Genomic DNA, 23,407 nt, shown 5'->3' on the forward strand with positions numbered 1-23,407 from the left:
CATAAAAAAGCCTTCAACTAAAAAGCTGAGGGCTGTAATTTTTAAGGTGCATCTACCATTTATTAATCCGCTTTATTGATTGCTATATCCGGGAATATTTAAATTATGTACAAAGTTATTTTCTTCACAGATTAAAAAATATCAGCCATAAAAAAGCCTTCAACTAAAAAGCTGAGGGCTGTAATTTTTAAGGTGCATCTACCATTTATTAATCCGCTTTATTGATTGCTATATCCGGGAAAATTAGACTTATAATAAAATAAATTTTATTGCTATCTTCAAAAATATCAGCAATAAAAAAAGCCCTCAGCTAAAAGCTAGGGGCTATAATTTAATTAAGGTGCATCTACTATTTATATATCCGCCTTAGTTATTCCTACATCAGGAAGAATTGAAAAAAAATGGATAGCTGTGGAATTGATTTCGTTAGCCATAAGGGTAGTACTAGCCTCAATCAGGATAACCTACGATTTCTGACTAGGTAATCATTGACCAACTTCACAGTAATTTTACAATTACCCCGAATTCCTGCTGGATACACAAAGTTTCTGTTAATATCTCTGATGCTATATCCGCAATAGTACGAATTTAGTTTATTAGTTGGGTATATGACTATGAAAGTTAGACGCACCCAACTCGATGAAGCGATCGCAATTTCTCTTGGCCCTTGCTAGTCTTAGTATTGTCGGGGGAAGCTTTTTTCTGAAAAGAAATTTTAGCAATACTAGAGAACCTAAAATAATAACTGATACATCACGCTACAAAGAAATTCGTAATCAACTATGGTCCAATAATGACCAAGTAAAACATTTTCCTAATGAGATTCCCACTGATGCCAAAGCCGTTCGCATTGCTTACTCTCCCGAATTTTTGCAAGGAAGTAGTTTTTTTCAAATTAGGCTGAAACAGCCACCAAACAAGATAGAAAAATTCCTTTCACAATACAGAAATAGTGCAAAGCACAAATATAGGGGTGGTAACACAAACGACCACATAAACCAGCCTAACGGTGTGCCGACAACTTTCTTCTACACCAGTGACTCTCATACGGAATCTTTTCCAGCTACTTATGAAATACTGGTATTAAATGCAGATAACAAAGGTACACCTGGCTTCAAGTGGAATCATGGAGATAGCTACGGCGTTGCTATTAATAGTTCAGCTTCAGAAATTATCTATTGGTATGAAAAATGGTAATTAACAATTCAAATTCATTTTGAATTGTCATTAGAAAAATAATTATTTGGGACATCCTACTTGAGAAAAAAGACGCGAAGTAGTGATAATTATGCTTAAAGAAAACTCTACAACAAGAATGATCCTATGGCTAGGCTGATTTAGTAAAAATTTATACAAACATTTTTTGAGATTGGGAAGATGGTAAATCTATGTTTCAACTTCTGTCTTTAAAAGTTATGTACCCTTCTCCTGACAAAGACGGTGCAGCTTGCTTGATATTGTGGGGTTACAGAAAGGCAAAGCCATCGATTCACGGCAGTTCGCCTAAGTCGGGCAACCCTTAATGCTTAATTACTCGCTAACACTAACACCAAGGGATTGGCTCGACTTTCCATTGAATCTCCATTCAAATCTTAAGAGTCGTCAATCCCTAATCCCCAGTCTCCAATTCAAAGGTTTTTGTCGCCCCTCAGCAAATATGCTCTTTAGCATAACTATATAATAAAATACAAAGTACATACAATGTTATTATATATTAACCAATCTCATTGGTACAGTTAATAGTGTTATGTTCAATCCCCGACGATAAGTTAAGCCAGAGAAATGTGCAAAATGAAAAATCTAGTAAGCAGTCTCATTGATGAACGAACAAAATCAATTATTAAATCATTTGAACTATATCAATTTTTATATAATAAAATGCATTCAAGTGAGCTAGCTGTTGCAGGCAAAAGGCTTGATATTTGTGCCAATGAAATTGCTATTTATTTGCTTCAGTCTGGTAAAGGAAAATATGTATTGCGTGATAAAATTTGTCTTGAAATTGGAAGTGGATGGTTACTGACTCATTCATTAGTATTTTACCTTCTCGGAGCAAAAAAGGTTTATGCAACAGATGTTTACCCGTTATTACAACCTGAAAATATTTTCAAAGCCGTGTGTAAATCTGTAGATTGGAGTATTTTAGATAGTCTATCTACATTTGAAGATCGAGAGATTATTCACTTACGTTTAAAGAAACTGCTTTCATTTAAAAATTTATCTGTGGAAGTCTTACAAGACTTGGGGATAGAATACATTGCTCCAATTGATTTATCTCAAAAACTACCTGGTTCAGAAAAAATAGATTTCATCTTCTCAAAATCTGTGTTAGAGCATGTGCCAATTGATGATGTTGTACCACTTTTAGAAAATCTTGTAAGTAGTCTGTCTGAAGATGGCTTTATGTTTCATCTCATTCATTTAGTGGATCACAAAAATTCAGATGAAAAACCATTTGATTTCTTTGTTTATCAACAGGAAGCCTACTCGAGAGAATTACAATCAAGGTGGGGAAATCGAATTCGCCGAAGCCAATGGAAGAACATATTTGCTAACCTCAAGCACTTGGACTTTAAATTTGTATTTGAATGGTCGTGTAGGGACAGAGAACTACCAGAAAAAATCGACTCGTCTATTCAATATATAGATGAAGAAGATTTAAGAATCTCCCATATTGGTGTAGTTGGAGAATTCATATAGCTTCCGAAAGTCAAGTCTTAGGGAAGGAGAAGTTTTGAGTGGAGGAAGTCTCCACTCAGATTTCAGCACTAGGTGCTGCTTTTACCCTTTTGGATATATCACTTTGGGTAGTTAAAACTTATAACTAGCATAGCTAAGATTTATAAAGTGCCTAAAAACTATCTTAATATGTATAATGCCAACTGCTTTGATTACTGGTGCCTCTAGTGGTATTGGTAAAGCTTTTGCCCAGGAACTAGCTGCACGCAAGACAAATCTTGTACTCGTTGCTCGTTCCGAAGAGAAACTAAGCCAATTAGCGAAACAATTACAAGAACAATACAAAATTCAAGTAGATGTTATAGTCAAAGACCTTACAGAACCTAATGCGGCATCTGCTGTATTTGATGCCACTAAAGTAAAGGGATTAACCATTGACTTATTAATCAACAATGCTGGTTTTGGTTACTATGGCGACTTTGCTGAAGGGGATGGAGAAAGACAAGTCAAAATCGTACAATTAAACATTTTGGCATTGGTAGATTTAACACATAAATTTCTCCCCTTGATGCGGCAACGTGGGTCTGGAAGTATTATTAACGTATCCTCTATTACTGCATTTCAACCGATACCATACCTTTCTGTTTATGCTGCCAGTAAAGCTTTTATTCTCAGCTTTAGTGAAGCACTATGGGCAGAAAATCGTCAATATGGTGTTTGTATTTTAGTCACTTGTCCAGGGCCAATAGAAACAAACTTTTTTGCAGAAGCTAATTTTCCTCCAGCGCTGGCAAGCAGTACAGATAAAGTGTATTCTTGCGAAAAAGTGGTTCGGGAATCTTTAGAGGCTTTGGAAAAAGGGTATCCAACCGTTATTAGTTCTAATACTAATACTCAACTTAGAAGCAAATTATCTCGGCTCGTACCGCGCAAACTTCTGCTGAATATGTTAGCAAAACATTTTAAAGCCTAAGTATATAGTTAGGAGTTAGGAGTTAGGAGTTAAAAAAATGGTAAATTCAAAACTCCTCACTTTTAACTACTTACTCCTTACTCCTTACTCCTGACTTATTAGATATATCTTGTTAATTGAACTCGGTAGCGGTCTTTTTTTGTAACGGCGATTTCTCCAACTTCTAAACGCCCTTTAGAACGAATAGCGATTAAGTCGCCGGATTTAAGTTGAGAACTAGCTTGGGTAACTTCTTTCCAATTGACGCGGACATCACCAGCATCAATGAAATCAACCATTTTGCTGCGGGACATGCCAAAACCAGCAGATGCGATCGCATCTAATCGCAAAGAAGCCTCCACAGTAGTTAATTCTTTTTTCTTTGGTTCCCGAACCTTTAATTCAGTTACCTCAATCTGTTGAGTTTTCACAGGAACCGATCGCACCTGTTTAAGACTCATTTCCAAAAATTCTACCAACTCTGGTGCGACAATCGCCTGCGCCCCCCGTTCTCCCAAAACTATAATGTCTCCCGTTTTTTCCCGAACAATTCCCGTTCCCAACATTGCGCCTAAAAAGTCTCGGTGAGAGGCGGTATCAAACAGGAAATTACCAGCAATTTCCACGGCGACAAGGCTGACTTGAGATTGATCTAAGGGAAGTTCCGAACGAGCGATAGCAATTCTTTGGCGTTCAGCTTGCGGATATCCACCCCACACAACTAATTGCACTTCTGTTAATCGGTTAAACACCCGTTGAATTTCCGCCAATTCTGGGGGAGATAGAAAATCTGTCAAAACGACTTCCCAAGTTTTGATGGCTTGCTGGGCTTGATCAATTACACGAGCTACACTATCTCGATTATCAACACCTTTTAAAAGTTCTTCTCGTGGCAACATTCTTAAAAATTATGAGTTATGAGTTGAGAATTTATCTGCAAAAACTGTCTTGATTCTAACTTTAATTCCCATTTGGGCAGGTTTTCATCTCTACCAATTTGTTGCATTCCTAATTTTTTCAGAATGCGAATCGAGGCAGCATGATTGTCTGGAGATTGAGCGATAATTCTCTTGAGTTCTCGCCGAGTAAAGGCAAATATAGACCAGTGCTTTTGCTGCCTCAAAAGCAAATCCCTGCTGGCGATCAGCCGATAGCATTTCATAAGCCATTTCTACAGTTCCTGTTTGATCGGGTTTGTCAATAAAACCCAAATCGCCAATTAAAGTAGAATCGGCAATGTGAATCATTAGCTAGACACCCCAACCCAACTGGGAAAGATCATCTATTAGCATCTGAGCATACATTGGGAAAATATCTAATACTCAAATCCATACCAATCATCAGGAACCCTTACCCCCAAAAGCCTCTCTACTTATGATTTATTTCTTGTAATTACCGCTCGCGCCACTTCCAAAGACAGGGAAGCAACTTAAGTCGCTGTGTCGTAATGTGTAAACTATGATTCATTACACGCTACTTGTGTCAGCATAACCTTGGATATTTTCTGGATCAAACTGACGTAATATTCGGGTTGCTTGCCGAGTGAGAGTTTCAGAACCTTGAACGGCAACTAAGTATTTACCCGCATCTAAGCGGTTGCGATAAGGTAATGCATCACCACTACCCACGAGTAAACCGACTCCGCCACCCACTAAAACACCACCCATAGCACCACTAGCAGCACCCAGCAGTCCACCAATTATGTGATTGCCAACTTCACCCGCCCAGGCAAAAGTATCTAAACCAGTGATCAGGCTGAATGTAAAACCTGCAAAAAAGCCAAATGGTATCAGCCAGGTTGCCATCAGTTGTGCTTGCTTTTTGGCTTGGTCTTTGGGGTCAATTAAGCCAAACTCGTCAGCCGTTTTATATCCCTTCCCCAGGATAGTACTGTTTATGCCTTCTTCTTCTAAAGCTAAGTAAGCAGCTTCGGCTTGAATGCGGTCTGGTAATACGGCAACAAGGTAATTCATTGATTTTACAATTTGTCTAATAGAAGTTTTGCCTTAATTAACAGCGTATCAGTCCTGGTGGAATCAATCTTGCATTGGGTAGGAGTAGAGACGCGATTAATCGCCTCTGTACAGGAGTTTGGAGAGGCTTTGATTCTTACTCCCCAACGCTACAAGGGTTGGGGTTGGGGGTTAGGTCTGTATTGAACTCAACTGCAAACCGTTATAATACAAGTTAAATGTACATGGGCTGATCACTTTAGCGAATCTAGTGGCTCACAAAAATTGTTCACGCCTTGCTTGAGAACATAAATTAAAACTGGCGTTGCCAAAATCTTAGGAAACGTCGGCGTTGCTTTTAGATGTTCCATCATCTTTTGAAGTGAAGTATTAAGCAAATCTTCTCGATATTCTTGTTCGCAAATGACCACACGCCATTTTCTAGCCAAGGCATCTAACCACTCGGAATTTGCTCTTTCTGGTTGTTGTCCTGCTCGGATAGCTAGCGTCATTGCCGCATCTTCTAAATCTCCATCACAGTCTTCAATCAAATCCAGCGCTTCCATATCGCTGGGATCATCTGCCAATTGAGAGCGAAACTGTGCAATTTCTTGAGATGTTACTTTAGTCATGAGTCTTTGACAAGGCGAGCAATCGAACACTCAGTTATGTTAGTCCAATTTTGACTAATACAATAGACCTGTTGATAAAAGTCTTGGTTTGAGACTTTTTATGAATAGTGGCGTTTTTGACAGCGTGTTGAGAACCAGAATAAAATTTGCTTTTCGAGTAACTTTCTTGCAACTAAACTCTCCTGCGATTGCCTAGTTTGGGTGGGTACACGATCGCAAACGAATTCTTTTGTCAGTCCAAAACCATCGCAGGGCGACTGCATCATATCAATAATAGTAGTTTATTCTCAATAGACTGAAAAAAATCTCATTAACTCTTGCTTAGGGACTTCCAGTTAAAAAAACATCCCATCCCTGCGGGACGCTCCGCGAACGTAGGGGCGCAAGGCCGAGATCCCCTACAAATGTACAAATAATTTTGGATAATTTATTTTTTGTCAGTCCCTTATTGCTAAAGGTTTAAGCGTAGACGTAGGGCGTGTTTTCAAAGTCTTAGATCCCTCCAACCGCCCTGCCGTCGCAAAGAGAAGGAAGAAATTCTTAACTAAACTGTATTGAGTTATCATCCACAAGCGATCGCTAAAGGACTTCTAAAATAGGACTTACGCAAAAAACCTCTCAAACTCTTATTCCTCCGTGTCGCGCCAGTTGCTTCTCCTAAGGGAGACGCTGCGCGTAGCTTGCTTCTCCGTAGGAATACAAGTCGGGGAACCGCAAGGGCGCACTGGCTTCTCTGCGGACTCTGTGGTTCGATTTTCCGTTGCTTGTGCGTAAGTCCTATAAAAAATAAAAGTTTCCACTACTGCTTTTCTTACTAAAAAGCCTCATTTTATCAATGTATTGACTGATAAAATGAGGCTTGTGGGAGCTTTTGATCAGAAACACTACTGGACTTTGTGATGCCTTGAGGGCAGGTACAAAGTGCATTACAAAACACAACAGCTGTCAAAAGTATTGACGGTTGAGTTTCGGCTAATTAGCGTAGTGCTCTGAGGGTAACAGACCGTTGTAACTGAGCTAAAGCGCGGTTGTAATCCAAAATTGCTCTGACTCGATTACCTTCAGCTTGTGTGAGGTCGTTTTCAGAGTTAATCACATCAGTTTGAGTCCCTACACCAGCTTGGAATCGCAAACGCGCTAAACGTAGAGCTTCTCTAGCTTGTTCTAAAGCGGTATTAGCGGTTTGAACATTTTCCAAACTAGATTGCTGGGTAGAATAGGCTTGTTCTACCTGAAAGCGAATTTGGTTACGCTGTTCAGCAAATTGAGTTTCTGCGATCGCAATATTAGCTTTTGACTGATCTGCCCTTGCTCTTGCTGCTCCTCCATCATACAAATTTAGGGTTGCCTGAACTCCCAATGAATAACCATCAGTAACACTGACATTATCATTGAACTGATCTAACACGTTGTAGCTGGCGACCAAACTAACTTGAGGACCCAGTTCTGCAAGGGCCTGCCTACGCTGTTGCTCACTAGTATTGCGTTGTGCTAGCTGCTGTTGCAGTTCCGGACGATTTTGATAAGCCAGCACAATACTTTGTTCTAGCGTTGGGTTCCAAAGACCAGCTAACTGTACAGGATCGGCTGCACTGATATTTATCGCCTGCGGCAAACTTATCCGAGTTGCTAATTGACGACGGGCAATTGCCTGCTGGGATCTAGCATTAGTCAAATCTTGTTGGGCATTTGCTAAATTCACCTGAGAGCGTAGCACATCAAAGCGTGTACCAACCCCAGCTCGCTCTAAAGCTTCTGCATCACGCAAACTAGCTTGGGAGTTCAGCACCGCTGACTGGGCAATACGTACTTGTTCATCCGCTTGTTGCAGATTGTAGTAGTCAGTGGCAACATTCAAACGAATTGTCTCAAACTCAGTTTCCACAGCCAACTCATAGAAACGTACCTGTTCTTCAGCCGCTCTGATTTGTGCTTGCACTCTCCCAGAACTATAAAGGTTATATGACAGTTGTGCTTGACCGTTGAAACCTGTACTAGGTTTATCTGGGGATGATATACCCGTCTGTTGTTCTTGGAGTTTCGACGCGAGCTGATTACTAGCAGACTGACTACGAGTAATATCAGTGCTAATTCCCAGAGTGGGCAATAAAGCAGCTTGCGCCTCGCGTAGAGCCGCTTTATTGCGTTCTAGCTCCAATTGGGATACCTGTAAATCCCGATTATTCCGCCGTGCTAGCTCCAGAGCCTGTGCCAAAGTAATCGGCTGATTTCCCTGAAATGTCACTTCCTCTGGTTTGGTGGGAAATTGCAGAGGATTTGAGCTAGGAATCAGGTTATCGGGAATTTGCACCGGTCCTGATGGCACAGGAGTTACGGTTCTGGGCACAGTTGGAGGTTGCACTGAACCGCCTGGTGCAGGAATTACGGTTGTCGGCACAATGGGAGGTAGCACTGAACCCCCTGGTACAGGAGTTACGGTTTCTGGCACAGTGGGAGTTGGCGTCGAATCTGTCGGAATCGGAGTATTACTCTGAGCCACGCGCCCAATAGCACTTTTTTGTAAGCAGGTGCTTGAGTCCAGGAGCAAATTAGCCAACGAGTCAGTCTTACTTTTTCCCAACTCCTGTGGACACCTCTGCGCTGACAGCAGTTTTGCTGCTCCTACACCTGTGGCTGAAGTTTGTAAAAATGTCTGCAACTGAGTAACAGTATTTAGCTTTTGAACTACTGGCTGCTGTGCAGAAGACAGAGACAAAATTTCTTTTTGGACAGAAGGGGATTTTGAAGTGTAGTTGGGAACTACTATCCTCTTTGATTTATGCCCATAAGCGTTTGAATTACTCTGTTTTTGGTTATTTAGAGCAGAACGACTGACATCAAGCTGTTGGGAAGGATTAGAGGTAGGTGTCAAACTGAAAAATCTACCTTCATCTTTCTTAAGTAGTTGTTTTATTGGCACAACAGTATTTCCAACCGTGAAAACTGGAATACTGTTATTACTTAAAGGCTTCATGCTAAGTTTAGTGAAACCAAAAGCAGGTACTTGGGTTGGAGTACTAACATCTGCACCGTTAGGCAGTTGGGTATTCATGGTGTCCACAACCGAGTCTTGACCATAAATAGAAGTCAAAACACTAGGAGAAGACGCCAGATGTACCTCAGTTAGTTTTGCAGTACCAGCCCAAACAGGCTGAGTTGTTAAGACCGCTGCCGTCACACCAGGCAAGAAGCTATAGAATAATTGCTGTCCTTTCACCGCATCCCTCACACGAAAATCAATCTAGCGGCAGAAAACCTTTCTTCACCACAGAATATAACACGATACTAAATTTAGGAAAGAATATACTACGATACTAAATTCAGGGTTCGGAACTCTGTTTGTCTTCAAAACGTCTAACAATGCGAGAAAGTTCCGCCTTTTCATCGATACTAACGCGAGTAGGAGCACCGCTGATAATCCGTTCGTAGTTCCGGAAAGAATCTTTAATGTCGGGACCATCAGCAGTGATATTATACTCACGAATGCCCTTATCATGCCAAGACCCTCTCATTTTGAACACGTTAATTGCCCGCGACATTTCTCCGCGAATTTCTACGTACTGTAACATGATAATTGTGTCGGTAATCGTGGAGATATGAGAGTCAGTAATCGAATGTGCTCCCAGAAATTGGTCAGTTGTGTTGGTAAAGAAACCAGTAATTTCTTCTTGTTTAGCATAACCCGTCACACCAATCACAAACTGCCGAAATGCATTATTGCTCACTCCTCTAGCTAGTGCTGATAAAGAATCAATGGCGATGCGAGCTGGTTTGAAGACAGCAATTTCGGATTTAATAATTTGTAAGTGGTCTTCTAAACCAGTTGATTCAGGATAAGTACAGATTATTTTGAGTAAACCTTGATCCTCTAATTCTTCAAAATCAATCCCCCAAGAAGAAGCATTGCGAGATAGTTGGGCGCGTGATTCCTCATAAGCAAATAATATTACCTGTTCTCCATTGAGGCAGCCATCTTGAATAAACTTACTGACTAAGAGGGTTTTGCCAGTACCTGTGGCTCCTGTTGCCAAAATAATTGAATCTTTAAAGAAACCACCACCGCACATTTCATCTAAGGTTTTGACACCAGAAGATACCCTGACATTAGAAGATCGTTGAGTTAAACGCATTGCTCCCAGTGGGAAGATGTTAACTCCTTCATTAGTAATCGTGAAAGGATATTCGCCTTTCATATGAGTTGTGCCGCGCAACTTGAGAATTTCAATTGTGCGACGGCGGCGTTCTCCTTCTAAAGCGTTGCGAACAATTGCTACATTATCGGAAACAAATTCTTCCACACCAAAAGAGGCAACAAGACCATATTCTTCACTACGTTCAGTGGTAATTACAGTGGTGACACTCAGTAGTTTGAGACGTGCTACTAGGCGAAAAATCTCGCGTCGCACTACTCCCATCGCTTCATACTGCTGAAATACCGCTGTTATTGAGTCGATTGAAACTCGTTTAGCTTTGTATTTGCGAATGGCATATTGCAGGCGCTCAATGAGTGCAGAAAGGTCAAAATTACCAACGATATCTTGACCTTCTGGATCGGGAGATGCATCAAGAATAAACAACTTGCCTTCTTCGATTAAGCGTGGCAAGTTCCAACCAAAAATATGGGCGTTTTTAATAATATCACTGGGTGATTCTTCAAAGGTAACAAATACTCCTGCCTCATCAAAGTAGGTGATACCGTTATAGAGAAACTGAAGAGATAATAAAGTTTTGCCTGTGCCGGATGTACCGCTAATCAAGGTAGTTCTACCAAGTGGTAGACCACCATGAGTAATATCATCAAACCCTTCGATCATCGTGCGAATTTTTTCTACACCCCTAATTATCGGTGGTTGCTTTGGTTCTAGTTGCTCGTTTTCATTCATTGCTTGATAATAAATTGGTATTACAACCTGTTTTTTTATTACTAAAGTTTGGATTCAATTTTTTCGAGACTATTTATAAACTTTCATATTAAGTAGGGAAGGTAGAAGTAGCTCAGGCTTCCTTAGCTCATAATTGCCGTTGTGTTACCACACAATCTGACTAAAGATAGCGAGAACAAATATTTTTGCAGTAACGCACCATTCATGTCAGTGCGTTACGCTTTGCTCTAAAGCAACGCCCTTCGGGTGACGCTCGTTCGTCGCCTTTGGCGTCTCCCCTTGGGAGAAGACTCGCTAACGCTGCGCTAACACCAGTCGCCTACAGAAGGAAACCAACTTGGGTGCGCTGGTTCACCAGGTGCTACAACTCTCTTGACTAAAGCAACGTACTGGCTCCCCTACACAATTCAAATTTACTTTAGAAATGGTCTCTTGCATCATTAATTATTTTACTCTTCAAAATCATCTTCACTCAGTTCTTCATAGAGCAAATCTAATCCAATCAATACTCTTTCTCTATCTGAAAGATCCCCGATAATTTTGCGAACGGGTGGAGGCAAAATTTTAGATAATGTCGGCGTCGCCAATATTTTATCTTCTTCCGCCAGTTGTGGGCTTTTCAGTACATCGATCACTTTTAAAGCATAAACACCTTCAAACTCCTGTTCTAAAATATCTTTGAGTGTTTTTAATGCCCGGACTGAATTAGGGGTGTTCCCTGCTACGTAAAGCTTGAGAACGTAGTTTTTGTTGGCTTTATTCATATATTTAATGCCTAGTTATTATAATAGAAATACAAGATGCGTTCGCGCATTGGGACTAACTAACAGCAGGAGCTTGTTCCAAGTTAAACATCAATAAATTTAATTCATTTAGAAATCGAACTCCTATAGACTTCGCACAGGTGAGCCAGGATCTCTATCAACGTCAGGCGGTAATCAAGTAACGTTTCATTGCTCCTTCCTTCTAATTTTAGCTGGTGAGAAAATTCTTCAATTACCTCCATATGAATTTCGATCATTTGGGGCACAGGAATATTAGCATAAAATATAGTATTGATAAATTTATCAATTTTTTCCTTGAGTGTTTTGTCTGTGGTAAAATAATTTATAAGAATTAGGCTGTAATCTAACTTAAGCTGTCTTAATAATCCTTGCCGTTCTGCTGGAGTCATCTCCTGAAAATGCTGTTTGCTTTTTTGGGTGTGACAGGCAAATACATAGATGTACTTGTCAGTGTATGCCTTATTTGGATTTGGTTGCAGCCAATTTGGTAAATAGTTGATTTTTCCAGAGGTAGTTGCAACAACAGGTAGGTAGCAAAATTGGGCAATAATCGCGTCAATAAATTTCCACATCCACCGGCTCAAACCTTTTTGGTTGTCTAAGTCAACTGGATTATCTAAACATTTATTAACATCAGGTTGCAGAATCAATATCGGTAATAACATCTATTCTTGAATACATCTCCTTAATCGCCCTGACCAAGAAACGTGGGCTGATAAGTTTGGTTAACGCTTCTAGGGTAATACTGGGTGTAGAGTAAACTGGTGATTCCACCCCCAAAAAAATAACGCTCTGTGTTAACAGATAATGCTAGCCACTCAACAACCTAGTGCAGTAACTGAGTGTTAGGACTTAGTAGGTCTTTGATGATCAGGTATCTGTCGGCATAACAAGACAGAGTAGCTAATTTATTATTTGCATCTCATCTATGTATATAAATAAATAAATAGATAAATTTTTTTATTTTGCTCCTTGATAAGATACTTAAACGAACTTAAAGGATTGTCGCATTCTAAATCATTATAATTCCTCAAGGTTCTAAAGCGAACCTTTGGGGCCATAATTGTTGTAGCCGTCGCTATCGATGAGGAGTTTAAATACCAGTAAGACACTGGGGAGGCTAGTTGCTAGAAATGAGAAGCGGCAAAAAGAAAAGTCGCCTCTTGGAAAAATGCACTCGTTTGCAAGTAAGTGTCCGTGAGGGGAAATCCCGTTGTTTTAATAGCGTTGAAATAACCAGAGTTGCTTATATGAGTCTTCTTAGAGGATATGGCTTCAGGCGAAAAGACCATCAACAGTTGGCAGATGGAGATGCCGGAGGTTTCCACAGGAAGAAGAACCCCCAAAGCCCTATGTTAATGCTAGATTACCCGCTTTATGACTTTCAGGCAACCGTACCTAGCTGCCCCCAAACAAGTTCCCTGGCAGTAGTGCTAGAGATTTTTGAGCAAGAGCAGTGCGATCGCTTGGTAGTAGTGAATCAACAGCAAAGCCCCATAGGATTGCTGTATTCTGCCCGTTTAATCCAAATATTATTAGCATATAGTGACGATAAAAATCTAAATTTACACCAATCACTCTCTACCTGGGGTCAAGGTCTAATTGAGCCAATACAGACAATATTAGGTTCTGAGCCTGTAGAGCAATTGAGCTTGCGCTTGGGTTATCAACAAGCCGAAAAATACCAGAACTTAGATTGGGCATTGATTGACTCTGATGGTCAATATTTGGGGCTGCTGGATAGTTCACGTCTGTTGCGATTGTTGGCTAAGGAACGCATAGCTGGGTCACTAAGCTCAGGCATCCAGAGGTCGTCTGGTGAGCATCGCCATGAGTATGATCCTAGTGTGCAGACACCACCAAATGAACCCAAATCATTGGGACACCAGCCACTGGTGCAGTTGCTGGAAAGACTGCCTTGGCCTTTGATGTTGCAAACGGGTACTGGCGAGGTGGTAGCACGAAATCCCGCCTGGTGGCAGCAATTAGGAGTCTTGAAAGATCCAGAAGGAGTTAGGCAACAAGTGGAGGCAATACTTGTGCCGAAGCCCTCCGAAAAAGCCGAATATGTCACTCAACGATCAATCACGGTTCATCCCAATGGTAGGGAGAATGAGCATGGTGGTGCAGAGGAACCGGCCCAGCAAGAAGCATCACCAGATGCTGTATACAGTCGCTGCTATTTGGATAGTCAGGTGGGTACTTGTACCTGCGTTGTCGAAGTGCAAAATGGTCAGGAGCGAATCTGGCAGTTTGCCAAAATTCCATTAGATAGTCCTGAGTTTAAAGTCATGAGTGCAGGGTCAGAGGTTGCACTCAGCAATGATTTGTGGTTGGTTTTAGCTACTGATGTCACTGAGCAACAACAGCTTTGCAAAGAACTGGCAGCAAAGAATGCTGATTTAATTCAACTAAATCGGTTGAAAGATGAGTTTTTAGCTTGTATTAGTCATGAACTCAAAACTCCCCTAACTGCGGTTCTGGGATTATCACGGTTGCTTGTGGATCAGCAATTGGGAGAACTTAACGAGCGTCAAGCCCGTTATGCGGGACTGATTCATCAAAGCGGACGCCACTTGATGAGTGTGGTTAATGACATTTTAGATTTGACCCGCATGGAAACGGGACAAATGGATCTGACACTGACGCCAGTAAAAATTCAGGCTGTGTGCGATCGCGCCCTGTCGGAAGCCAAAGCCATCCACACCCAACCTAGCAAAGCTACGTCCCAAACTCAACAAAATGCCCGTTCATCTGCTCCCCAATTCAGCCTCTCTATTGAAATAGGCTTAGATCAGATCGTGGCAGATGAGCTGCGCTTACGCCAGATGCTAGTACATCTACTTTCCAACGCCTTTAAGTTCACCGAAATATCTGGCGAAATTGGGCTGCGGGTGAGTCGTTGGGAAGGATGGATTGCCTTTACAATTTGGGACACAGGCATTGGCATTCCTGAACACCAGCAACACTTAATCTTTCAAAAATTTCAACAACTAGAAAATCCCCTCACCCGCCAATTTGAAGGCACTGGTTTGGGGCTGGTATTAACTCGGGCCCTGGCTCGCCTCCACGGAGGAGATGTTAGCTTCTTATCTCGTGAAGGTAAAGGTAGCCAGTTTACACTACTTCTGCCACCCAGTCCCCCGAAAACAGGCTTTTCTGAGCCAGATGTGGGAATCAGAGAAGACGAACAGACGCGATACCAAAAGACACGGGAAAACCCTGTGGCAGATCGTCAGCATGTCAGTACGCCCACACAGCATCATCCCGCTAGTTCACAACGGTTGGTCTTGGTAGTCGAGGCAGTAGCTCGATATATTGAAGACTTGACCGAAAAACTCAAAAGTTTAGGATATCGGGTAGTGATTGCCCGTGCGGGGACAGAAGCAGTCGAAAAAGCTCGGCGCTTGCAACCAATAGCAATATTTTTGAATCCGTTGCTACCCCTGCTATCAGGCTGGGATGTGCTGACTTTACTGAAATCTGACAGCGCAACCCGTCATATATCTGTAATTGTGACAGCGACGGGAGCCGAAAAGGAGCAAGCATTTGCTAACCGAGCCGATGGTTTCTTAAGTTTGCCAATAGAGCATCAGGTATTAGCACCAGTTCTAGAAAAATTATGTACTGCACAAGCAGTTTTGCAGCTAGGGTTAGACAATAGCGCAATTATCCCAACTAAGACTCCACTGCGAATTCTCAGGTTGGTGAATCCCCATTTGGAATCGGTCAATCCCCACCCCTCACTTCGAGAACACCGGGTGATTGAAGTAGATGACCTCGATCAGGCAGAACTCTTGGCAAGGGTATGGCAGTTTGATGTAATTTTGCTAGATGTTGAAAGTACCACTGCCCAAATTTATCTGCAACAACTAATTGGGCATCCACGTTTGGCGGCTATACCACTGGTTACTTGCGATGTTGCAACCACACTAATAGCTTCTAAGATACCAGGGTTATCTGTATTTCCTTACTTAACACCATTTGCTAAAGACAAAAGCAGTCGCACCGAGAAAACAGATGCCTTACTATCAGTACTGCAAATTGCTTCTGGTATTTGCTGTCCTGCCAATATCTTGGTAGTGGATTTGACAATGCTGCGTGATTTTCCACAGGGAAGACGCAAGCAAGTTAACGGTTATCAGACAGAAAAAAATTGCTCAATTAGTAGTGAAACTGCTAAACGGGGGTCTGAGTGGTTCCAAGCTTTAATTCAGTATTTACAAACAGCAGGCTTCAAAGCGGCGATCAGTCCCTGTTGGGCAGAAGTGTTACAACAAATTCGCCACCAAAGCGTTGACTTACTGCTAATTTGTTTAGGAGAATCCGCTATTCACAAAGACATGCTAAAAGCACTGAAAACATTGGGAGATTCGCCTGACAAGTTACCACCAATTTTGGTACTCAATCAGCGATTAAATCGTCCGGAAACTATTTCCCAGCCTGGGGTAGCTTACGAGAAAATTGACAAGCAGAAGAAGAATGGTTTGGAATCTCTAGAAACTGTTGTGGGTGCGATCGCTACCCAAATATTACCGCGATCAATATCAATGGAAGACCTCTTAAACCAAATCAATCAAGCTTTAGCTGTCAACGGTTACAATCACAAGTGTTAATGGGGGGGAATGGGGAAGAGCCAGAGGGGCAGAGGAGCAGAATTAATAACCAATGCCCAATGCCCAATTATGATATATCTATTTTTTCATTTTTCTTTTTCTTAAAAGGAATTCTCACCAAGTTATAAGCACCCTTGGTTGATAAACTCTTGTAATCATCTGGCTGTAAGTCCATTTGTAAAAACTTTTTCTGTTCAGCCAACACCAGCACTGAGGGAGGTTTTAGTCCTTTGGCAGCCTGGTTTTTAATATGCTCTACAGCCTGTTGGGGAAATCCTAAATAATTTACATGAATGTGGCTGTAAAAGACTACACTAGGCTTTTTGAAGCCAAGCATGATCAATTCTTCATTTGGTTGTTTTGCTTGTAGAATGACCGCAGACAACTCCCTTAAAGGTAATTGACGTTCTCGATCAATAAAGAACGAAGTAGGCGTTAAGACAAAAATTATAAACGCCACAAATCCTATTAAATTAATACTGCTAATGTAGTTCCAACGGCGACTCAGTAATAAACCTGCAACTAAAACAGCACAAACTAGCCAAATTACGGCGGCTATTAGTGGTAAACCAGATCGTTGAATTAATTCGTGGAAGTTACTTATAGCTGGATCAGTGCCTAATATGTGGCTGATGTTAAACAGTGCTGTTGCCAAAAATGATAAAAACACTACATTCACCCAACCACTCCAGAGGAGTAAGGGGGGGATGGAAGAAGACGCTGGGAGATGATTAAATCCTCTCTCCGTGTCTCCGTGTCCTTGTGTCGCGGTGTCATTTGGATTATCCGTTTTTGGTAAAAGGTCGCTCCACAACAGGGTTACCAGGATTGCCGCTGCTGGCATTAAAGGCAAGACGTAACTAGGGAGTTTGGTAACAGCAATGGTGAAAAAGCCAAAGACGCTAGCAAACCAAAACCAGGCAAATAAACCAAACTGCTGAAAACGTTCAAGGGATCGCCAGTGCGATCGCTGCCAAAACTTTAGTCTTACTATAGAGACTGGTAAATACACTGAGTAGGGCGCAAAACCCAGCAGTACGACTAAAAAGTAAAAATACCAAGGTGCTGAGTGACCATTAACTACTTCTGTAAAACGTTCCAGGTTGTGATAACCAAAAAAGGAGTTAATGTAATTCCAGCCATTGCGCCAAATTACTAAAGCATACCAGGGTACTGATAAACCTAAAATTATCAGTATACCCATGAGAAGGCGCATTTCCCGCAACACCTCTCGAAACTTTCCCACATAAAGCAAAAAGGCCGCAACAATTAGCCCTGGTAAAACAATTCCCACTGGGCCTTTAGTCAAAATTGCGCCTGCAATCAGCACATAAAAAGCTAAGTACCACTTATTAGGGAATGGGGCACTTGTACTGAGCATCTCGGCTTCTCTACGAGACGCTACGCGAACACTCGATGGAGCCGAAGCCGTTGGCGCAGCCTCTCCAAGAGTTGTATTGGTTATTAATTCTGCTCCCCTGCTCCCTTGCTTTCCTGCGTACCCTAGAAAGAAAAATAACAAAGCTGATGCCATACATCCAGTGAGCAGCATATCAGAGACACCCGTTCTCGCCCAAATAATAGTTTCGGGATTGAGTGCCATGAGCGCTGCTACCATAAAAGATGTTAAATAGCGGCGAGTAGGACGTGAAACTTCCTCTAATTCGTCTTGTTTAGCCGTATACCACTGGATGGTGTAAAAAACTAAACAAATTAAGCCTAAGGCTGCGAGCGCTGAAGGAAGGCGTACTGCCCACTCATTCACCCCAAAAATTGCATAGGCGATCGCCTGACACCAGTAAACTAAAGCAGGTTTATCGAAACGAGTGTCACCATTAAAAAATGGGGTAATCCAATCACCTGTGACGAACATCTGGCGGGAAGCTTCGGCAAATAGCGGCTCTGTCTCATCAACCAAGCCAGTGTTGCCCAAATTCCACCCAAAAGCTATCCAGCCAATCAATATCAACCACAAAATGGACACAGTTAAACCAAGGGCTGGATTCTTTGCTATTTTGTTGAACCACTGATCAACAGTGTGCTTAACACTCAATTTCATTCTCATTAGTCAATAGTCAACAATCACTAATCAATAGTCGTTGGTTATCTATCTTTTGTTCTTCGGAGTTTGAAATTCAACAATTTTCTTCTACTCAGTACTCTACACTTTTTCCCGTTCAGTAACGACAGTTGCTCCAAGTCACTAGAGAAAGTTCTCCAACACACTAGTACACTATGGCGTTTACCTAGCTTAGACAAGGGGATTTTGCCCCTTGTCTAAGTCCTCTGTCTGGGTGATGGTAGCTGAATTTACGCGCCCACCGGACTATTTCTTCAGTACTACTAAATATCAACTATGGACTCAGCACTAGTTGCCATTCTCTGTTTTGGGAATTCCACTTAGGTAATTGAGTTTCCCCAACAACATAGGGACCCCAGTAACGACGGGAGCCATCTTGTGCAAAAGCAACTAAAATATCTCCCTTCTCCAGCTTTAAATTATTCTGAGGTAGGGATAGAATCAGTCCCTTATCACTACCTTCTTGGGGAGCAAAATCCCAATGTGCTGGTACATCATAGTTAGTCTGTTTAGTACCACCTTTTGCTACGGACTGTCGCGCCAGTAGAGCCAGCCGCACAGGCTGATTTGTTTGATTGCTCATTCGCAAAGTCCCTTGAGCGTTGGCAATGCTTGCTGATTTATCACGATCTGCCAAGACAGGATGAGTATTCTCTATACTGCTATGTTCTACTTGATTGGTTGGGGTCGCTCCTGGAGTCGATAGACTAGTGGAAATACGTTTTTCAGGTGAAACGGGTGTAGACGAAGTTGTATTCCACTGGGTAGTTTCAGTTGGCAGTTGTGAAGATGTATCTGGGTTTGTGGACTCTAAGGATACGCTCACTCCAAAGCATCCCATTAGAGTAACAAGCAGTCCCAAGCAACAAGCTGTAACACCGACGTTGCGATACACTGAAGATTTCATATTGATAATTTTTAGAAATAAATATTTTGTCTAGGCTTGAGCAAATAGTAGCCTATTATCACAAAAGGCAATCATAGAAAGTAGCCTAATATAGACTTTCCTAAAATTAGGGATACCAATGTATTATAAATATCATTTTGAGTAGAAAATATTCGGAGTATATTATTTCCTTGATGACAAACAAAGGGTATAAACACGCACTGCTTTGTATCTTGACCGGAGGTTTAGATAAAAACAATAAAATTACATACCGAGCCAGCCAATTCATTTGGATAAAAAAATCAAAGCTTCTTAAAACCCCTAGCGGCCTCAACAAAGCGTCCTTTGCCAAACCTTAGATAAATCTAAGATGTATATTTCATCTTGCGTTATAATAACCACCCTTTTAAGGACCTGTACTTCCCTAAAGATGATCGGATGTGCAAATTTAAATCAATACTGGAAGCCCAGCACATATCTATAATATTAACAAACAAGCTTAGGCTAAAACCAATATCCTCTTTGAATATAAAGATATTTCAAGATATCTTGACTTTTCCCCAGAAGTCTATCTGATGCAAAACACTCGTCTGAATAACTTGTTGGATGCCATTGCTACACGCTTGGGGCAATGGTTTTTAAATCCTTGGCGGCGACTATCGTTGCTGATAATTAGTTTTTTGTTCGGTTTTTTTCTGGGAAACGCAGTTTCCACTACAGCCGGTCAAGAAGGTGTATTCGACATTGTGGTAGCTGCTTTTTTAGTACTGCTGACAGAAATTACTAGTAGGATATTTTATAGTCGCAGCTTTTTGGAAAAGCGATCGCTCTTGGTAGACTCACTAAATCTCCTGAAAGTTGGTTTCACCTACAGCCTGTTTCTCGAAGCCTTTAAGCTGGGATCGTAGTGAGATGAGGAATTTATGAATTTGTGGCTGGGTGAAATTTTGACAACGGATGCGGTGGGGGAAACTTGGCAGCAGCAAGCTAGAGTTGCCGCGCTGGCAGATAGAGTCAGGGCAAATGCTTTTGGGATCACACCGGAAAATGTCGATGAAGTGATCGAGAGGCGATCGCATTTACTAAAATCTATCCTCCCAGCTTTTAGCCAATTCTGCCTAACTACTCTCCAGGTACAACCCAAGGAAATGTTACAGGTATTGTGGGACTTGTGGCTTCCTTTGGGGATCAAACTCGCATCGCATCGCCAACAGTTGGGACGCCCTCTGATTCAAGGCATTTTGGGAGGACAAGGCACTGGTAAAACCACAATGTCCAATGTTCTCAAGTTGATTCTCAATCAGTTGGGATACCGGACTCTGAGTTTGTCTTTGGATGACTTGTATAAAACTTACAGCGAACGCTTGATCTTAACACAGCAAGATCCCCGCTTGATTTGGCGTGGGCCACCAGGAACCCACGATGTAGATTTAGGCTTAAATGTACTAGATCAAATCCGCCAGTTGCAAAGTCCAGTTATAGTTCCCCGCTTTGATAAATCTGCCTATGGAGGCGCTGGCGATCGCACGACTCCAGAAATGGTAACAGATGTGGATATTATACTATTTGAAGGTTGGTTTGTGGGTGTGCGCCCAATTGAGCCAGATGTATTTGATACTGCACCACCGCCAATTATCACAGATGAGGATAGAGCATTTGCCCGTGATATTAATCATCGCCTCCACGATTATTTACCACTGTGGGAGCGATTAGACAGCTTAATTTTGTTATATCCCACCGATTATCGCTATTCTTTGGAGTGGCGCAAACAGGCGGAACAGCAGATGATTGCTGCGGGTAAATCGGGGATGAGTAATGCAGAGATAGAGGAATTTGTCAATTATTTTTGGCGATCGCTTCACCCCGAATTATTCATCAAGCCGTTGGTAAAAGATGGAACAGTGGTTGATCTAGTGATTGAGATTCATGCCGATCATAGCTTTGGTGAAGTGTATTGCGATCGGGCTAATTCGTAATTTCAAGTTGTAGGTTGGGTTGAGGAACGAAACCCAACCGTATTGAGACATAAACCGCCCAGAACTAAAGTTCCGGGCTAATAGCTAAAGTCCGTTAAAACGGACTATAACCGTTACTCAGTCGTCTTTAGACGACTTTCGCTATTAGACTCAGAATGAATTCTGAGGCGGGCTTGTTGTCGTCACTTCTGCCTTAGCTATTGGCGTTACTTCTTAAGCAAATCAGCTAAAAACACTATAATTTGCTTAAAGCGTGATTTATCCTACTCCTTAAACCAAAAATGCCAGAGGTATCGTTAAAGCTTTTCTTTTCTTATTCTCACAAAGACGAAGCTCTACGGGATGAACTAACTAAACACCTGATCATATTAGAACGGCAAAGTGTGATTTCAAGCTGGCACGATCGGAAGATACTACCTGGAGAGGAGTGGGATTACCAAATTAATGATAATCTAAATACCGCCGACATCATTCTGTTGCTCATCAGTTCAGATTTTCTTTTTTCTAAATATTGCTGGGATGTCCAAGTGAAGAAGGCAATAGAACGTCACCATGCTGGAGAGGCTTGTGTTATCCCGGTTATTCTGCGAAGCGTTGATTGGGGTGGCGCACTATTTGCAAAACTTCAAGCTTTGCCTAAGAATGCTGATCCTGTAGTGTCAAGGAATTGGCACAATCAAGATGAAGCCTTTACAGATGTAGCTAGAGGAATTCGGGCGGCTGCTGAGAAGTTAAATAAACAAAGAGACGAACAAAGGCAAAAACAGGAAGCAGATAAGCTGCGACTACGCGAACAAGAAGAGGAAACCAGAAACTTGCAACAACAGCAACGAGAAAGGCTGCGGCTACAGGAACAACAAGAACAAGCAGATAGGCTACAAAGACAGGAAGCAGAAAGACTACAAAGACAACAAGAAGAACAAGAACAGGCAGATAGGCTACAAAGACAACGAGAACAAGCAAAAGCTGATAAGCTGCGACTACAACAGCAATCTACTCGTAATGATCTCCTCTCTGAAAAGGGTGTAGACTATAGGCGGTTGCGCGATTTACTGAAAGCTGGCCAGTGGAAAGAAGCAGATCAAGAAACTCTGACTGTTATGCTCAAAGCATCAGACAGAGAACATGAAGGCTGGCTTAATTCTGAATCTATTAATAACTTTCCTTGCACTGACTTACGCACCATTGACCAACTGTGGGTAAAATACAGTGATGGGCACTTTGGATTTAGTGTGCAAAAGCGCATTTGGGAAAGCGTTGGAAAAGACTACAAAAAGTTTGGCGATCGCGTCGGATGGCGAAAAGGAATATTTTTACATTTAAACGACTGGCAATCTTACTCAGACATGACCTTTAACACCGATTCGCCCCAGGGATATTTGCCTGCTTTTGGGAGCTATCCATTTGAAGGCTTTGAGAAAAGGTTTACGGGGGGGATACGGCTACAGTCGTTCGCGTCTTGTCTCGCGTGGATACTTATAAACTGTAACATATAAGGCAAGGCTTACAGGAATTTGTAAAGATTCACAAACAAGTCATTTCGCAGGAAGTATTGCGGTTTATACGTTTCCGTTACCTGGTACGGGGCATAAAAAAGTCTTCTTGTTGTGCTTGTAGTACAATGCTAGCTTTTTGGCTGTCATAGCAATTAGCAAAGATAAATCTACTCGCTACTTTTTCTATTTCTTGGTTAATTGCTTCCCATTCATCCCAAGGTAGTCTCATTTGTCCTGGAGACGATTTTTTCACCTTTGCTTTAGCCTTAGCCTTCAACCCTAGCAATAACTTGCTTCCCCAGTAGTTGCGCGTTTCTTTTTTTGCTTGAGGGCGGTATTTTTTGCAGAATCCTCGATACTTTGCAGCGCATTCATCCAGAGTTTTACCCAACTTCAAAAACGCTGGATGCCACTCCCTGTCGGGAAGTCAAAAGTTAAAAGTCACTTGTACTGAGCGTAGCCGAAGTAAA

At 41.8% G+C, this 23,407-nt stretch carries 20 protein-coding genes; 9 read left to right on the plus strand and 11 right to left on the minus strand.

What is annotated here, in order from left to right; genetic code table 11:
• The first annotated feature begins 639 nt into the window (after nt 1-639).
• From V7K49_RS15145 to V7K49_RS15160, 4 genes are all read left to right on the plus strand, one after another.
• Nucleotides 640-1,197, plus strand: coding sequence for a hypothetical protein (locus V7K49_RS15145; RefSeq protein ID WP_335206247.1), 558 nt, complete (start codon nt 640-642; stop codon nt 1,195-1,197).
• Nucleotides 1,198-1,388: 191 nt separating this feature from the next.
• Nucleotides 1,389-1,523 carry a hypothetical protein gene (locus tag V7K49_RS15150; protein WP_335206248.1) on the plus strand — a complete coding sequence of 45 codons (135 nt, stop codon included), beginning with the start codon at nt 1,389-1,391 and terminating at the stop codon, nt 1,521-1,523.
• 268 nt (nt 1,524-1,791) lie between these two features.
• A complete protein-coding gene (locus V7K49_RS15155) occupies nt 1,792-2,700 on the plus strand; it encodes a hypothetical protein (protein WP_335206249.1) in 909 nt (302 codons plus the stop codon).
• A gap of 175 nt (nt 2,701-2,875) precedes the next feature.
• Entirely contained in the window at nt 2,876-3,652 is a 777-nt protein-coding gene (locus V7K49_RS15160; RefSeq protein ID WP_335206250.1) for an SDR family NAD(P)-dependent oxidoreductase, read from the plus strand.
• 98 nt (nt 3,653-3,750) lie between these two features.
• Here V7K49_RS15160 and V7K49_RS15165 read toward each other — a convergent pair whose 3' ends face one another.
• From V7K49_RS15165 to V7K49_RS15175, 3 genes are all read right to left on the minus strand, one after another.
• Nucleotides 3,751-4,530, minus strand: coding sequence for a photosystem II S4 domain protein (locus V7K49_RS15165; RefSeq protein WP_335206251.1), 780 nt, complete (start codon nt 4,528-4,530; stop codon nt 3,751-3,753).
• Nucleotides 4,531-4,532: 2 nt separating this feature from the next.
• A complete protein-coding gene (locus V7K49_RS15170) occupies nt 4,533-4,793 on the minus strand; it encodes a GNAT family N-acetyltransferase (RefSeq protein WP_334871547.1) in 261 nt (86 codons plus the stop codon).
• A gap of 304 nt (nt 4,794-5,097) precedes the next feature.
• The gene (locus V7K49_RS15175) at nt 5,098-5,604 is read right to left on the minus strand and encodes a hypothetical protein (protein WP_273763224.1); all 507 of its coding nucleotides are present in this window, start codon (nt 5,602-5,604) and stop codon (nt 5,098-5,100) included.
• A 12-nt stretch (nt 5,605-5,616) separates the two neighbouring features.
• Here V7K49_RS15175 and V7K49_RS15180 point away from each other — a divergent pair, with 12 nt between their 5' ends.
• The gene (locus V7K49_RS15180) at nt 5,617-5,790 is read left to right on the plus strand and encodes a hypothetical protein (protein ID WP_334871546.1); all 174 of its coding nucleotides are present in this window, start codon (nt 5,617-5,619) and stop codon (nt 5,788-5,790) included.
• 47 nt (nt 5,791-5,837) lie between these two features.
• Here the strand turns inward: V7K49_RS15180 and V7K49_RS15185 are convergent, their stop codons facing one another.
• From V7K49_RS15185 to V7K49_RS15205, 5 genes are all read right to left on the minus strand, one after another.
• Complete coding sequence (locus tag V7K49_RS15185; protein WP_292770842.1) at nt 5,838-6,215, minus strand: hypothetical protein; 378 nt, start codon at nt 6,213-6,215, stop codon at nt 5,838-5,840.
• Between the two features lie 976 nt (nt 6,216-7,191).
• Nucleotides 7,192-9,432, minus strand: a complete 2,241-nt coding sequence (locus V7K49_RS15190; RefSeq protein ID WP_335206252.1) for a TolC family protein — start codon at nt 9,430-9,432, stop codon at nt 7,192-7,194.
• Between the two features lie 103 nt (nt 9,433-9,535).
• Nucleotides 9,536-11,098: a circadian clock protein KaiC gene (gene kaiC / locus V7K49_RS15195; protein WP_334871544.1), complete on the minus strand. Its 1,563-nt coding sequence runs from the start codon at nt 11,096-11,098 to the stop codon at nt 9,536-9,538.
• A 449-nt stretch (nt 11,099-11,547) separates the two neighbouring features.
• Nucleotides 11,548-11,862: a circadian clock protein KaiB gene (kaiB, locus tag V7K49_RS15200; protein ID WP_334794197.1), complete on the minus strand. Its 315-nt coding sequence runs from the start codon at nt 11,860-11,862 to the stop codon at nt 11,548-11,550.
• Nucleotides 11,863-11,966: 104 nt separating this feature from the next.
• Nucleotides 11,967-12,548, minus strand: coding sequence for a KaiA family protein (locus V7K49_RS15205; protein WP_334871542.1), 582 nt, complete (start codon nt 12,546-12,548; stop codon nt 11,967-11,969).
• 687 nt (nt 12,549-13,235) lie between these two features.
• On the opposite strand from V7K49_RS15205, the gene V7K49_RS15210 reads away from it, so the two are divergent.
• Nucleotides 13,236-16,499: an ATP-binding protein gene (locus V7K49_RS15210; RefSeq protein WP_335206280.1), complete on the plus strand. Its 3,264-nt coding sequence runs from the start codon at nt 13,236-13,238 to the stop codon at nt 16,497-16,499.
• Between the two features lie 67 nt (nt 16,500-16,566).
• On the opposite strand, the gene V7K49_RS15215 is transcribed toward V7K49_RS15210, so the two are convergent.
• Together V7K49_RS15215 and V7K49_RS15220 are read right to left on the minus strand one after the other, a co-directional pair.
• Nucleotides 16,567-18,564, minus strand: a complete 1,998-nt coding sequence (locus V7K49_RS15215) for an ArnT family glycosyltransferase (RefSeq protein ID WP_335206253.1) — start codon at nt 18,562-18,564, stop codon at nt 16,567-16,569.
• Nucleotides 18,565-18,853: 289 nt separating this feature from the next.
• Nucleotides 18,854-19,486, minus strand: a complete 633-nt coding sequence (locus tag V7K49_RS15220) for a hypothetical protein (protein WP_335206255.1) — start codon at nt 19,484-19,486, stop codon at nt 18,854-18,856.
• A 554-nt stretch (nt 19,487-20,040) separates the two neighbouring features.
• On the opposite strand from V7K49_RS15220, the gene V7K49_RS15225 reads away from it, so the two are divergent.
• The 3 genes from V7K49_RS15225 to V7K49_RS15235 all read left to right on the plus strand — a co-directional run bounded on the left by V7K49_RS15225 (nt 20,041) and on the right by V7K49_RS15235 (nt 22,937).
• The gene (locus V7K49_RS15225; RefSeq protein WP_334871539.1) at nt 20,041-20,373 is read left to right on the plus strand and encodes a DUF565 domain-containing protein; all 333 of its coding nucleotides are present in this window, start codon (nt 20,041-20,043) and stop codon (nt 20,371-20,373) included.
• 15 nt (nt 20,374-20,388) lie between these two features.
• On the plus strand, nt 20,389-21,441 hold the full coding sequence (locus V7K49_RS15230) for a glycerate kinase (RefSeq protein WP_335206256.1): 1,053 nt from the start codon (nt 20,389-20,391) through the stop codon (nt 21,439-21,441).
• Between the two features lie 281 nt (nt 21,442-21,722).
• Nucleotides 21,723-22,937, plus strand: coding sequence for a GUN4 domain-containing protein (locus V7K49_RS15235; protein WP_335206257.1), 1,215 nt, complete (start codon nt 21,723-21,725; stop codon nt 22,935-22,937).
• A gap of 76 nt (nt 22,938-23,013) precedes the next feature.
• Here V7K49_RS15235 and V7K49_RS15240 read toward each other — a convergent pair whose 3' ends face one another.
• The gene (locus V7K49_RS15240; RefSeq protein ID WP_335206258.1) at nt 23,014-23,328 is read right to left on the minus strand and encodes a hypothetical protein; all 315 of its coding nucleotides are present in this window, start codon (nt 23,326-23,328) and stop codon (nt 23,014-23,016) included.
• Nucleotides 23,329-23,407 lie beyond the last annotated feature (79 nt).

The organism is Nostoc sp. (assembly GCF_036919675.1).
Classification (GTDB): domain Bacteria; phylum Cyanobacteriota; class Cyanobacteriia; order Cyanobacteriales; family Nostocaceae; genus Nostoc.